We start from the raw sequence: 13,717 nt of genomic DNA, 5'->3' as shown, positions 1-13,717 counted from the left end.
GGAACATTCTCGACTCTTGTTGGAGAGCACATGCGCACATTGTGGCAAATTATTGCCGGCATTTTCCGGTGGACATGGCGTCTGCTGAATTTTATCAGGGAACTGATCCTTAACCTGTTCCTGGTCCTGCTGATCCTGGTTGGGGTTGGCATCTATCTGTCCTTCCAAAGTTCCTCCACCTCGACGGCCCCGGCGCGCGGCGCGCTGCTGGTCGATTTAAGCGGCGTGGTGGTCGATCAGCCTTCGGTAAACAACCGGGTGCGGCAATGGGGCCGTGAACTGTTGGGCGCCTCCAGCAGCCGCCTGCAGGAGAACTCGCTGTTCGACGTAGTCGACAGCATCCGCAAGGCCAAAGACGACAAAAACATTACCGGCATGGTGTTGCAGCTAAATGATTTCGTCGGCGCCGATCAGCCGTCGCTGCGCTATATCGGCAAAGCGCTGCGCGAGTTCCGCGACAGCGGCAAACCGATCTTCGCCATCGGTGACAGCTACAACCAAACGCAATACTACCTGGCCAGCTACGCCAACAAGGTCTTCCTGTCACCGCAGGGCGCGGTCGATCTGCACGGTTTCGCCACCAACAACCTGTACTACAAGTCGTTGCTGGACATGCTCAAGGTCACCACCAATATCTTCCGCGTCGGCACCTATAAATCGGCGGTCGAACCGCTGATCCGCGACGATATGTCCCCGGCGGCGCGCGAAGCGGACAGCCGTTGGATCGGCGGCCTGTGGCAGAACTACCTGGAGACCGTGGCCGCCAACCGCCAACTGACGCCGCAGCAGCTGTTCCCGGGCGCCGCCGGCGTGCTGAGCGGCCTGCAGGCGGCCGGTGGCGACACCGCCCGCTATGCGCTGGACAATAAGCTGGTGGATGAACTGGCGTCGCGCACCGCGATCGAAAATCAGCTGGTCAAGACCTTCGGCTGGGACAAACAGGTGAACGATTTCAACGCCATCAGCATCTATGACTATCAGCCGAAGCCGGACGCCAACCAGGGCGGCAAGATCGCCGTGGTGTTCGCCAACGGCGCCATCATGGACGGCCCGCAGACGCCGGGCAACGTCGGGGGTGACACCACCGCCGCCGAGCTGCGCCAGGCGCGTCTGGATCCGGCCGTCAAGGCCGTGGTGTTCCGCGTCAACAGCCCAGGCGGCAGCGTCAGCGCGTCCGAAGTGATCCGCTCCGAGCTGGCCGCCGTGCGCGCCGCCGGCAAACCGGTGGTGGTGTCGATGGGCGGCATGGCCGCGTCGGGCGGCTACTGGGTCTCGACGCCGGCCGACTATATCATCGCCAGCCCGAGCACCCTGACCGGTTCGATCGGCATTTTCGGCATCATCAATACCTACGAGAAAACCCTGGATACGCTGGGTGTGCACACCGACGGCGTGGCGACCTCGCCGCTGGCCGATATCGCGGTCACCAAGGCGCTGCCGCAGGAGTTCTCGCAGATGATGCAGCTGAACATCGAAAACGGGTATAAGAACTTCCTCGATCTGGTCGCCAAATCACGCAAGATGACCCCGCAGCAGGTTGACCAAATCGCGCAGGGCCACGTGTGGCTCGGCAGCGACGCCAAGGCCAACGGCCTGGTCGATCAACTGGGCGATTTCGACGACGCGGTGAAGAAAGCCGCCGAGCTGGCAAAGCTGCAGCAGTGGCAGCTCGACTGGTTCGTCGATACCCCAAGCCTGAGCGATATGGTGCTCAGCCAGTTTGGCGTTTCCATTCACGCCATGCTGCCGGCCGCGATTCAGGCCATGCTGCCCGCCCCGCTGGCTTCGGTCGCCAACGCGGTGAAAGAACAACCGGGCTTGTTCAATAACCTGAACGATCCGCAAAACCGTTATGCGATCTGTCTCACCTGCGGAGAAGTCCGCTAACAAATAATTCTGCAGCCCGGCCACCGCCGGGCTTTTTTTCTGCCGCCATGTCCCTATAATTCAGCCCATCTTATCTTTGTTAAAATCATAACCATGCAAAAGAAATCCATTTACGTCGCCTACACCGGCGGCACCATCGGCATGCAGCGCTCAGATCATGGCTACATCCCGGTTTCCGGCCACCTGCAGCGCCAGCTGGCGCTGATGCCCGAATTCCATCGGCCGGAGATGCCGGATTTCACCATTCATGAATACGCGCCATTGATTGACTCTTCAGACATGACGCCGGAAGACTGGCAGCACATCGCCGACGACATCAAGCAGAACTACGATCGCTACGACGGCTTCGTGATCCTGCATGGCACCGACACCATGGCGTTCACCGCCTCTGCGCTTTCCTTCATGCTGGAAAACCTGGCCAAACCGGTGATCGTTACCGGCTCGCAGATTCCGCTGGCGGAGCTGCGCTCCGATGGCCAAACCAACCTGCTCAACGCGCTGTATCTGGCGGCCAACCATCCTGTGAACGAAGTCAGCCTGTTCTTCAACAACAAGCTGTTCCGCGGCAACCGCACCACCAAAGCGCACGCCGACGGCTTCGACGCCTTCGCCTCCCCGAATTTGCCGCCGCTGCTGGAAGCCGGCATCCACATTCGCCGCCAGCAAGGCATCGACAGCCCGGCTTGCAACGGCGCGTTGCAGGTGCATGACATCACGCCGCAGCCGATCGGCGTGGTCACCATCTATCCGGGCATTTCCGGCGCGGTGGTGCGCAATTTCCTGCTGCAGCCGGTCAAGGCGCTGATCCTGCGCTCCTACGGCGTCGGCAACGCGCCGCAAAAGGCCGAACTGATCGACGAGTTGCGTGCGGCCTCTGAACGCGGCATCGTGGTGGTCAACCTGACGCAGTGCATCTCCGGGCGCGTCAATATGGAAGGCTACGCCACCGGCAACGCGCTGGCGCACGCCGGGGTGATCAGCGGTTTCGACATGACGGTGGAAGCCGCCCTGACCAAGCTGCACTATCTGTTGAGCCAGCCGCTGACGCCGGAACAAATCCGCGCCCTGATGCAGCAAGATCTGCGCGGCGAGCTGAGCATCAACGGTTAACCTACTGAACTCTGGAGCGGCGATGAAAACGGCCCTGTTGTTGATCGATCTGCAAAACGACTTCTGCCCCGGCGGCGCGCTGGCGGTCACGGAGGGCGACGCCGTCATCCCGGTCGCCAATCAGGCGATCGCCGCCTGCCTGGCGCGGGGCGAGCCGGTGGTGGCCAGCCAGGACTGGCATCCCGCCAATCACCGCAGCTTTGCGGTGAACTCCGATGCGCAGGTCGGCACCCTCGGTGAGCTGGAAGGCCTGCCGCAGGTGTGGTGGCCGGTGCACTGCGTGCAAGGGAGCCACGGCGCCGATTTTCATCCCCAGTTACAGCGGCAACACATCAATGCCGTCTTTCGCAAAGGGCAAGATACGAACATCGACAGCTACAGCGCGTTCTTCGATAACGGCCACCGTGCGCAAACCGAACTCCACGGCTGGCTGCAATCGCAGGGCGTCCAGCGGCTGGCGATCATGGGCCTGGCGACCGACTACTGCGTGAAGTTCAGCGTGCTGGATGCACTGGCTGCCGGCTACCCGACGCAGGTGATCGTCGACGGCTGCCGCGGCGTGAATCTGCAACCGGACGACAGTGAGCGAGCGCTGCAGGACATGGCGCGCGCCGGCGCGCAGCTAGTTACCCTGTCACAGTTTCTCGCCAACTAAATCCGCTCGGGCGCCACCGGCGCCCTCTCTGCGCGGCGGCGAAATTATCGACGCTGCTCACAATACCGCCTTTCTTCTTCCCCAACGGCTTGTGACCGGCAGGCGCTTTTGCTGTTATGACTGCGACGCTTTTGGCGTCAATCGGTTATACGCATCCGGGGCCCGCTGAGCCCGGCTTTATTGTGCCCGCCCCTGGCGGTACGGTCGGCCTTGCCGACCACAAGGAGACTGACATGAAAATAACCCGAAAACTGCTGCCTTTGCTGGCGGCGGTGCAATTGGCTATGGCCGGCGCAAGCACGGCCCAGGCGGCCTATCTCTCCGTCGGCTACTTCAACGGCGGCGGCGACATCACAGCCGGCCCCGGTGGCGACATCGACAAGCTGGACGTGACGCAAATCACCCACCTCAACTATTCGTTCGGCCTGATTTACAACGACGAGAAAGACGAAACCAATGCGGCGCTGAAAGACCCCGCTCGCCGCCACCAGATCTACCTGTCGCCGAAAGTCACGGCCGATTTGCAACGGCTGCCGGTGCTGCGCAAACAGAACCCCGAGCTGAAAGTGCTGTTGTCGGTCGGCGGCTGGGGTGCACGCGGTTTCTCCGGCGCCGCCGCCACCGCGGAAAACCGCGCGATATTCATTCGCTCCGCGCTGCAGGCGATCGCACAGTACCGGCTGGATGGGATCGATCTGGACTGGGAATACCCGGTAAACGGCGCCTGGGGTTTGGTGGAAAGCCAACCGGCAGACCGCGACAACTTCACCCTGCTGCTGAGAGAGCTTCATCAGGCGCTGGGTAAAGGCAAGCTGTTAACCATCGCCGTCGGGGCCAACGTCAAAAGCCCGCAGGAATGGGTCGATGTGAAAAGTATTGCCCCTTACCTCAACTACATCAATCTGATGACCTACGATATGGCTTACGGCACGCAGTACTTCAATGCCAACCTGTACGATTCAACGCGTTGGCCAACCGTGGCGGCCGCCGACCGCTACAGCGCCGATTCCGTGGTAAAACATTATCTTGCCGCCGGATTAAAACCGGCGCAGATGAACCTGGGTATCGGTTTCTACGGCCGGGTGCCGAAACGAGCGACCGAGCCGGGCATCGACTGGGACAAGCCGGACGCCGCCAAACATCCGGTGACGCAGCCTTATTTCAGTGCGCGAGAAACCGCTCTGTTCAACGCACTGGGGCTGGATCTCAGCAAAGACACTTATTTTAAATACCACGATATCGTCAACAAATTGCTCAACGATCCGCAGCGGCGTTTCCGCGAGCACTGGGATGACGATGCCAAAGTGCCATACCTGACGCTGCAATCCGCCGAAGGCAAACCGCTGTTCGCTATCTCCTACGAGAACCCGCGTTCGGTGGCCATCAAGGCCGAGTACATCAAAAGCCAGGGATTGGGCGGTGCGATGTTCTGGGAATACGGCGCGGACGATAACAACCGGCTGGCGCAGCAGTTGGCGGAATCGCTGAACATAAAGGGCGAGAAACGGTAAATCGACGGGGCGATGGCGACATCGCCCCGCTTTAGGGGAGGAGCTTTACTGCGGTTTGAGTTTGACCAGCGGCTCGGCAACGAACTGCTGTTTCAGCTCTTGCTTGCTCTTCATCACGATCTGCCCGTCGGTGCCAATGCTCATGTGCTGCGGATCGACGTTGTTCATCGACTGCCACAGCATCACCGCCTGCAGGCTGTTTTCTTTCTGCTCCGGCGTCAGCGCCACGCCGTCCGGCCATTTGCCCAGCTCAACCGCCTGTACCAGGCGCTGGTATATCTCGGGCGTCATCGCCGCAATCAGATCTTTCACGTCCATCAGAGCCTTTCTCGCTTACGGATGAATAATTAGCTGAATCGATTTTGTTGGTTAAATTACCACTTAACCGGCCGTTTGGTCGCCATTTTCGCCATCGGTGAAACTCAGCGAGGCGGAGTTGACGCAGTAGCGGTCGCCAGTCGGCTGCGGGCCATCGGGGAAAACGTGCCCCAGGTGAGCGTCGCAGTGGCCGCAGCGGATTTCAACACGATGCATATTATGTGAACTATCATCAAGATAACGGATTGCATCGGCGGAAACCGGCTCATAAAAGCTCGGCCAGCCGCAGCCTGAATCGTATTTGGTTTCGGAATAGAACAGCGGCTGGTTACAGCACAGGCAATGGTACACGCCCTCGCGCTTGTTGTGCAGCAATTTGCCGCTGAACGGCGCTTCGGTGCCACGCTGTTGCGTCACATAACGTTGGATTTCATTCAGTTCCGTGACCGGATGACCGGGGGTTGTCTCTTTAGCCATTTGTGCTTATCTCTGAATGTGGATAATGTCAACGAAAACAATGATTAATAATAACAAAAAATTAACACCGCTGCAGGGGTTTTTGGCCTAAACTGTAGCCCATAAAGGCCACGTCACGATGATATGTGATAACGATCACACATCTTGCGTATGCTGACTTTATACTTGGCGGCTTGTCCCCATATAACGGATGAGGCCGAGCGCAAATGGACTGTGCAATAAGCGTGCAAAACCACCCCTCCGGTTTGACTTGCCGCAAGTATTGACACGATTCCGCTTGACGCTGGGTAAGGTTTTTGTAATTTTACAACCAACCTTTTATTCACTAACAAATAGCTGGTGGAATATATGACTATCAAAGTAGGTATCAACGGTTTTGGCCGTATCGGTCGCATTGTTTTCCGTGCTGCTCAAGAGCGTTCTGACATCGAGATCGTTGCAATCAACGACCTGTTGGACGCAGAGTACATGGCTTACATGCTGAAGTATGACTCTACTCACGGCCGTTTCAACGGTACGGTAGAAGTTAAAGACGGCCACCTGGTTGTTAACGGCAAAACCATCCGTGTTACCGCAGAGAAAGACCCGGCTAACCTGAAGTGGAACGAAGTGGGCGTTGATGTGGTTGCTGAAGCGACCGGTATCTTCCTGACCGACGAAACCGCACGTAAACACATCACCGCCGGCGCTAAAAAAGTGGTTCTGACTGGCCCATCCAAAGATGCGACCCCAATGTTCGTTCGCGGCGCCAACTTTGACAAATATGCCGGCCAGGACATCGTGTCCAACGCCTCTTGCACCACCAACTGCCTGGCGCCACTGGCTAAAGTCATCAACGACAACTTCGGTATCGTTGAAGGCCTGATGACCACCGTTCACGCCACCACCGCGACTCAGAAAACCGTTGATGGCCCGTCTCACAAAGACTGGCGCGGCGGCCGCGGCGCATCCCAGAACATCATCCCTTCTTCTACCGGCGCAGCGAAAGCGGTTGGCGTGGTTCTGCCAGAGCTGAAAGGCAAACTGACCGGCATGGCGTTCCGCGTACCGACGCCTAACGTGTCCGTTGTTGACCTGACCGTGCGTCTGGAAAAACCGGCTACCTACGAAGAAATCAAGAAAGCCATCAAAGACGCCGCTGAAGGCTCTATGAAAGGCGTTCTGGGCTATGTTGAAGACGACGTGGTTTCCACCGATTTCAACGGCGAAGTGCTGACTTCCGTGTTCGATGCCAAAGCCGGTATCGCACTGAACGACAACTTCGTGAAACTGGTTTCCTGGTACGACAACGAAACCGGCTATTCCAACAAGGTTCTGGATCTGATCGCTCACATCTCCAAGTAATGGCATGATGTTAAGCTGATAATGAGGGCGACATTTTTGTCGCCCTTTTTTTACCCGTCATCTTTCGAGTCACCGCGTTGTTGGCTGCACACGCTCACCCCAGCCACTTACTTCGGTAAGCTCCTGAGGGTTCCTGTGCTTGCCGCCTGGCCGTGACCCGAAAGCTATAGGTTTCTTTGTATCTCCGGCAAACAATAGGTCATGAAATGAACGAGAAAATTTTCACCCTGCCCGTTTCCGAACAGATTTCTCCTTATATCAGCCAGCGGCAACTCGATGAGTTGGGCGTGGTTGTGGTGTCGCACCCGAAAGTGCGCGCGGCGGTCGCGCTGCAAGGCGCGCATTTGCTGGCCTGGCAACCTAGCGGGGAGCAGCCGGTGATTTGGCTCAGCAACAATACGCCTTTCGCCAAAGGCAAGGCCATCCGCGGCGGCGTGCCGATCTGCTGGCCGTGGTTCGGCCCGGTGGCGCAACCCTCCCACGGCTTTGCCCGCAACCAGCCCTGGAGTCTGACGGCGCACGATGAAGATGACAACGGCGTCATCCTGACCTTCACGCTGAAAGACAATGAGCAGACCCGCAAACTGTGGCCGCACGCCTTCACGCTGATTGCTCGCTTCAAGCTGGGTGAAGAGTGCGAAATCGAGCTGGAATCGCACGGCGATTATCAAGCCACGGCCGCGCTGCACAGTTACTTCCAGGTCGGCGACATCGATCGGGTCAGCGTGGCGGGTCTGGGCGAGCCTTATATCGACAAGGTGGCAGGCGGCGCAGAGGCGCACCAGACGGGCGAAGTGACCTTCGTCGGCCAAACCGACCGCGTCTATACCCGCCCGGAAGCTTTCAGCCAGATCCGCGATCCGGCGCTCGCTCGCACCATCGAGGTTCACCACCATCATATGAGCGACGTCATCGCCTGGAACCCCGGCGTGGAACTCTCCTGCAGCATGGGGGATATGCCGAACGACGGTTACAAGACCATGGTCTGCATCGAGACAGGGCGCGTCAGCAAACCGCTGGTCGCTGCCGGCGAGCAACCCGCCCGTTTGGGAGTCACCTTCCGCAGCCGTAAGAAGGCCTGAGGAACCGTGCGCGGAAGCGCACCACTGATGTGCAAAAGGGGCGCCATCGCCCCTTTTTGATGCACGCCATGCACGATAACCGTGCAATGCGTGATTAGAAGGTGTAGCTCACACCCGTCATCAACAAACCGGTGTAAGATTTATCCACCATCGGGCTGTCTTTTACTTCATCCGACAACTTCACATAGCGGCCGACGAAGAAGGCGTTCCAGCTTTTGTTGATCTGATAATTGGCGCTCAATTCGAGATACGGGGCCCAGCTATCGCCAGGAGTGTAGCTGTCCAGGCCGCTGCGGCGTGATTCATTGGCGCTGACGCCGTAGTAATATTTGTTCTGGTTCTTGCTGTTCCACATCACGCCCACGCCCGGGACCAGCGTCAGCGCGTCCAGATCAAACTTGTACAGATAAGCGACATCGCCCACCAGCCCGTTGCTGTTGTTCAGCGTGTCGCCGGTGAAAGTGGTACGAAGGGTGCCCCATTCCGCGTTGTGCGAATAGGCCAGGCCGGCCATCAGCGTGCCGCGACGCTTGTCGAGGCGCTTCATGCGATCGTCGTCGCTGTCGCCCGGACGGTAGCCCCATGGCGTGTAGTAACCCATGATGCTCAGCTGGTTTTCTTGATCTTTCCACAGGTAGTAACCGGCGGTCAGAGTACGGAAGTAGAAGTCGTCACCTTCATAGTCGATGACGGGCACCGGATAAACGCGGTCCTGATAACCGCGATACGCGTCCGGACTAACCAGCGCGGCAGCACCGAGTGACCAGGTCCCTGCCTGAGCACTTTGCGCACAAACCATTGCGGAAGCGATAATTGCTAGCGTTTTGAGTTTTGAAATCTTCACTGGTTCTTTTTCCATAAATTACAGGGTTAATAGCCGCGATAGTTTATGTGAAAATTTAGTTGCGTGCCTAATCTTTACAAAGGAAAACGACCAAGATCGAATAACTTATAGCGGAATTATGAATTAATCATGGCGGAACGATGACGTTTTATCCCGCAGGCCGCGCCAGACAAGGCATTTGGCTTCCACGGTGATAACTGAGTCATTGATATGACTTAAAAAAAGCTTTTTCTGCGGCAGGAAATTTTCCGGCAAGCAAACTAAGCTTAAATCAGAAGGTGAATTTATCCTGGGCCCAGTGGCATACAGCGCAACTCGCGATAATAAGCGCACCAAGTTGGCATACGGGTTGCTGTACTCAGGCGTATTCTCATCTTTCGGGAGCCAGAACACTATCACACGCTCTCTTTAACCTGTGCTAATAACGAAAGGACGGGCATCATGAACATATTTGACCACTATCGCCAGCGCTACGAAGCTGCCAAGGACGAAGAGTTCACACTGCAGGAATTTCTTACCATTTGCCGGCAAGATCGCAGTGCCTATGCCAACGCGGCCGAACGTCTGCTGATGGCTATCGGTGAACCTGTGATGGTCGACACTGCGCTAGAATCACGCCTGTCGCGCCTGTTCTCCAACCGCGTGATCGCACGCTATCCGGCCTTCGAAGAATTCTACGGCATGGAAGAGGCCATCGAACAGATCGTCTCTTACCTGAAACACGCCGCGCAGGGCCTGGAAGAGAAGAAACAGATCCTTTACCTGCTGGGCCCGGTGGGCGGCGGCAAGTCCTCGCTGGCAGAACGTCTTAAAGCGTTGATGCAGCGCGTGCCCATCTACACCCTCAGCGCCAACGGCGAACGCAGCCCGGTCAACGACCATCCGCTGTGCCTGTTTAATCCGCAGGAAGATGCCACGATCCTGGAAAAAGAGTTCAACATCCCAAGTCGCTATCTCGGCACCATCATGTCGCCGTGGGCGGCGAAGCGCCTGCATGAGTTCGGCGGCGACATCACCAAGTTTAAAGTCGTGAAAGTGCGCCCTTCCATTCTGGAACAGATCGCCATCGCCAAAACCGAGCCGGGCGATGAGAACAACCAGGACATCTCCGCGCTGGTCGGTAAAGTGGACATCCGTAAACTGGAGAACCACGCGCAGAACGACCCGGACGCCTACGGCTATTCCGGCGCCCTGTGCCGCGCCAACCAGGGGATTATGGAATTCGTCGAGATGTTCAAAGCGCCGATCAAGGTGCTGCATCCGCTGCTGACCGCAACCCAGGAAGGCAACTACAACGGCACCGAAGGCATCTCCGCCCTGCCGTTCAGCGGCATTATTCTGGCGCACTCCAACGAATCCGAGTGGGTGACCTTCCGCAACAACAAGAACAACGAAGCATTCCTCGACCGCGTGTACATCGTCAAGGTGCCTTACTGCCTGCGCGTGTCGGAAGAGATCAAGATTTACGACAAGCTGCTGGACCACAGCGAGCTGACTCACGCGCCCTGCGCGCCGGGCACCCTCGAAACGCTGGCGCGCTTTAGCGTGCTGTCGCGGCTGAAAGAGCCGGAAAACTCGAGCATTTACTCGAAAATGCGCGTGTATGACGGCGAAAGCCTCAAGGATACCGATCCGAAAGCCAAGTCCTATCAAGAGTACCGCGACTACGCCGGGGTTGACGAAGGCATGAACGGCCTCTCCACCCGTTTCGCCTTTAAAATCCTCTCGCGGGTATTCAACTTCGATCATGCCGAGGTGGCGGCCAACCCGGTACACCTGTTCTATGTGCTGGAGCAACAGATCGAGCGCGAACAGTTCCCGCAGGATTTGGCCGAGAAATACCTCGAACATCTGAAAGGCTATCTGATCCCGAAATACGCCGAGTTTATCGGCAAAGAGATCCAGACCGCCTATCTGGAATCCTACTCGGAATACGGACAGAACATTTTTGACCGTTACGTGACCTACGCGGACTTCTGGATCCAGGATCAGGAGTATCGAGACCCCGACACCGGTCAGCTGTTCGACCGCGAGTCTTTGAACGCCGAACTGGAGAAAATTGAAAAACCGGCCGGTATCAGCAACCCGAAAGATTTCCGTAACGAAATCGTGAACTTCGTGCTGCGCGCCCGCGCCAACAACAACGGCCGCAATCCGAACTGGACCAGCTACGAGAAGCTGCGCACCGTGATCGAGAAGAAAATGTTCTCCAATACCGAAGAGCTGTTGCCGGTGATTTCGTTTAACGCCAAAACGTCGACGGACGAGCAGAAAAAACACGACGACTTCGTCGACCGCATGATGGAGAAAGGCTATACCCGCAAGCAGGTGCGCCTGTTGTGTGAATGGTATCTGCGGGTCAGAAAATCCTCATAACGCCTCAGGTAAGCGGCATTATCAGGGCCATGTCCACAGTCATGGACGTTGCAGCGCAGCCCAAGGAGGGGCTAACACATTGCGCTGTCGCGACCGGGACATGAAGAGTTGGCAACGTCGTTTGGGGGAAGTATGGCCTATTTCATTGACCGGCGGCTGAACGGCAAAAACAAGAGCATGGTGAACCGCCAGCGCTTCTTGCGCCGTTACAAGTCGCAAATCAAACAGTCGATTGCCGAAGCCATCAACAAGCGTTCGGTCACCGACGTAGACAGCGGGGAGTCGGTTTCCATCCCCACTGACGATATCAACGAACCGATGTTTCATCAGGGGCGCGGCGGCACACGCCATCGCGTTCACCCTGGCAATGACCACTTCGTGCAGAACGATCGCGTTGAGCGGCCTCAGGGCGGCGCAGGCGGTGGCGGCGGCCAGGGCAACGCCAGCCAGGATGGTGAAGGCCAGGATGAATTCGTCTTCCAAATCTCCAAAGACGAGTACCTCGATCTTTTGTTCGAGGATCTCGCCCTGCCCAATCTGAAAAAGAATCAGTACAAGCAGTTGACCGAGTTCAAAACCCATCGTGCCGGCTATACCGCCAATGGCGTGCCGGCCAACATCAGCGTCGTGCGTTCGCTGCAGAACTCGCTGGCGCGACGTACCGCCATGACCGCCGGTAAAAGACGCGCGTTGCACGAGCTGGAAGATGCGCTGAACCAGTTGGAAAATACCGAGCCGGTGCAATTGCTGGAAGAGGAGCGGCTGCGCAAGGAAATTGCCGAACTGCGCAAGAAAATCGAAAGCGTGCCGTTTATCGATACCTTCGACCTGCGCTACAAAAACTATGAGCGCCGGCCGGAGCCCTCCAGCCAGGCGGTGATGTTCTGCCTGATGGACGTGTCCGGCTCGATGGACCAGGCGACCAAAGACATGGCCAAGCGTTTTTACATTCTGCTCTATTTGTTCCTGAGCCGAACCTACAAAAACGTCGAGGTGGTCTACATTCGCCATCACACCCAGGCGAAAGAGGTGGACGAACAGGAGTTCTTCTATTCGCAGGAAACCGGTGGCACCATCGTTTCCAGCGCGCTGAAGTTAATGAATGACGTAGTCGAAGAGCGTTATGACCCGGCGCAATGGAATATCTATGCCGCGCAAGCGTCGGACGGCGACAACTGGGCCGACGATTCACCGCTGTGTCATGAGCTGTTGGCGAAAAAGATCCTGCCGATGGTGCGTTATTACAGCTACATAGAAATCACTCGCCGCGCTCACCAAACGCTGTGGCGCGAATACGAGGATCTGCAGGCGAAATTCGACAACTTCGCCATGCAGCATATCCGCGAACCGGACGATATCTATCCGGTATTCCGCGAACTGTTCCGTAAGCAGACCGTGTGAATAACGCCGCGTGAATGTCACCACAGCCGGAAAGCGCCGTTTTCCGGCTGTTTCTTTTTCGCATTATATATTTGCAAAACCCATGTTTGTTTTTTAAACAATGACAACAACAATAATAAGTCAGATTCCCCAGAACGGTCCTCTCTATTATTTGTTCTTCTGAGGTTATTCCTAAACATCCGCCTCTGCCCCCGCACGGCTTGATAGGAATATTCCCATTCAGTTATCGTTACCCCATCGCTTAAGTCTCTTCCTAAGCGAAATTTGCCTCATTTTATTTTTCTATGGCTTCTCAGCCCGCTGCGGCGGGCATTTACCTGTCAGCAGGTTAGACATCATGATCGACTACACCCTCTATGGCCTCAACAAGCACGATGTTGATGAATACCATAAGCAAATATGTTGCCTGCTCGGCAAAAACGTGCTGCTGGTGTTGACCGCCAACAAGCCGATAACCAAACAGAACCTGCTCGCCAGCCTTATCCAGGAGATAGAAAAGCAGCCCGATGATTATTTTCAGCGGCTGCATCGCGCGGCGATAGAAATGATCGGCGTTAACGGGCGCTAAGGCGATATGCGTAAGGCAGACCTCTACGCCATTATTGCCGCCGCCGTCGTGTTGATGATGCTGTTATAGCGACATCAGCGCCTATCCCTAATTAGCGCCTATTACGCCGGCGCTTTCGTCCGGCGTAATAGGCAGCGAAGGGAT

At 57.0% G+C, this 13,717-nt stretch carries 13 protein-coding genes; 9 read left to right on the top strand and 4 right to left on the bottom strand.

Going from position 1 to position 13,717, the window contains the following annotated elements; translation table 11 throughout:
* Positions 1 to 30 precede the first annotated feature (30 nt).
* From sppA to ACTJJ6_RS08705, 4 genes are all read left to right on the top strand, one after another.
* A complete protein-coding gene (sppA, locus tag ACTJJ6_RS08720) occupies positions 31 to 1,887 on the top strand; it encodes a signal peptide peptidase SppA (protein WP_274864065.1) in 1,857 nt (618 codons plus the stop codon).
* A 93-nt stretch (positions 1,888 to 1,980) separates the two neighbouring features.
* Complete coding sequence (gene ansA / locus ACTJJ6_RS08715; RefSeq protein ID WP_016927477.1) at positions 1,981 to 2,997, top strand: asparaginase; 1,017 nt, start codon at positions 1,981 to 1,983, stop codon at positions 2,995 to 2,997.
* Positions 2,998 to 3,019: 22 nt separating this feature from the next.
* Positions 3,020 to 3,652, top strand: a complete 633-nt coding sequence (pncA, locus tag ACTJJ6_RS08710; RefSeq protein ID WP_060444678.1) for a bifunctional nicotinamidase/pyrazinamidase — start codon at positions 3,020 to 3,022, stop codon at positions 3,650 to 3,652.
* Between the two features lie 233 nt (positions 3,653 to 3,885).
* Positions 3,886 to 5,163, top strand: a complete 1,278-nt coding sequence (locus ACTJJ6_RS08705; RefSeq protein WP_016927475.1) for a glycoside hydrolase family 18 protein — start codon at positions 3,886 to 3,888, stop codon at positions 5,161 to 5,163.
* A gap of 45 nt (positions 5,164 to 5,208) precedes the next feature.
* On the opposite strand, the gene ACTJJ6_RS08700 is transcribed toward ACTJJ6_RS08705, so the two are convergent.
* Together ACTJJ6_RS08700 and msrB are read right to left on the bottom strand one after the other, a co-directional pair.
* Positions 5,209 to 5,481 carry a YeaC family protein gene (locus ACTJJ6_RS08700; protein ID WP_004932218.1) on the bottom strand — a complete coding sequence of 91 codons (273 nt, stop codon included), beginning with the start codon at positions 5,479 to 5,481 and terminating at the stop codon, positions 5,209 to 5,211.
* A gap of 63 nt (positions 5,482 to 5,544) precedes the next feature.
* The gene (gene msrB / locus ACTJJ6_RS08695; protein ID WP_440802535.1) at positions 5,545 to 5,958 is read right to left on the bottom strand and encodes a peptide-methionine (R)-S-oxide reductase MsrB; all 414 of its coding nucleotides are present in this window, start codon (positions 5,956 to 5,958) and stop codon (positions 5,545 to 5,547) included.
* 348 nt (positions 5,959 to 6,306) lie between these two features.
* On the opposite strand from msrB, the gene gapA reads away from it, so the two are divergent.
* A complete protein-coding gene (gene gapA, locus ACTJJ6_RS08690) occupies positions 6,307 to 7,302 on the top strand; it encodes a glyceraldehyde-3-phosphate dehydrogenase (protein WP_016927474.1) in 996 nt (331 codons plus the stop codon).
* 206 nt (positions 7,303 to 7,508) lie between these two features.
* Positions 7,509 to 8,384, top strand: a complete 876-nt coding sequence (locus tag ACTJJ6_RS08685) for a D-hexose-6-phosphate mutarotase (protein ID WP_016927473.1) — start codon at positions 7,509 to 7,511, stop codon at positions 8,382 to 8,384.
* A 94-nt stretch (positions 8,385 to 8,478) separates the two neighbouring features.
* Here ACTJJ6_RS08685 and ACTJJ6_RS08680 read toward each other — a convergent pair whose 3' ends face one another.
* Together ACTJJ6_RS08680 and ACTJJ6_RS08675 are read right to left on the bottom strand one after the other, a co-directional pair.
* Positions 8,479 to 9,243: a MipA/OmpV family protein gene (locus tag ACTJJ6_RS08680; RefSeq protein ID WP_015378103.1), complete on the bottom strand. Its 765-nt coding sequence runs from the start codon at positions 9,241 to 9,243 to the stop codon at positions 8,479 to 8,481.
* A gap of 108 nt (positions 9,244 to 9,351) precedes the next feature.
* A complete protein-coding gene (locus ACTJJ6_RS08675; protein ID WP_153297016.1) occupies positions 9,352 to 9,627 on the bottom strand; it encodes a hypothetical protein in 276 nt (91 codons plus the stop codon).
* Positions 9,628 to 9,669: 42 nt separating this feature from the next.
* On the opposite strand from ACTJJ6_RS08675, the gene yeaG reads away from it, so the two are divergent.
* From yeaG to ACTJJ6_RS08660, 3 genes are all read left to right on the top strand, one after another.
* On the top strand, positions 9,670 to 11,604 hold the full coding sequence (gene yeaG, locus ACTJJ6_RS08670) for a protein kinase YeaG (protein ID WP_016927472.1): 1,935 nt from the start codon (positions 9,670 to 9,672) through the stop codon (positions 11,602 to 11,604).
* 132 nt (positions 11,605 to 11,736) lie between these two features.
* Positions 11,737 to 13,005, top strand: coding sequence for a YeaH/YhbH family protein (locus tag ACTJJ6_RS08665; protein WP_016927471.1), 1,269 nt, complete (start codon positions 11,737 to 11,739; stop codon positions 13,003 to 13,005).
* 337 nt (positions 13,006 to 13,342) lie between these two features.
* The gene (locus tag ACTJJ6_RS08660; RefSeq protein WP_004932237.1) at positions 13,343 to 13,573 is read left to right on the top strand and encodes a hypothetical protein; all 231 of its coding nucleotides are present in this window, start codon (positions 13,343 to 13,345) and stop codon (positions 13,571 to 13,573) included.
* The last annotated feature ends 144 nt before the right edge of the window (positions 13,574 to 13,717 follow it).

Origin of the sequence: Serratia sp. 22278, from assembly GCF_052045405.1 — a bacterium.
Taxonomy (GTDB): Bacteria; Pseudomonadota; Gammaproteobacteria; order Enterobacterales; family Enterobacteriaceae; genus Serratia; species Serratia marcescens.
The sequence above is the reverse complement of the archived record's forward strand: the minus strand, read 5'-3'. Positions and strand labels throughout refer to the sequence as shown.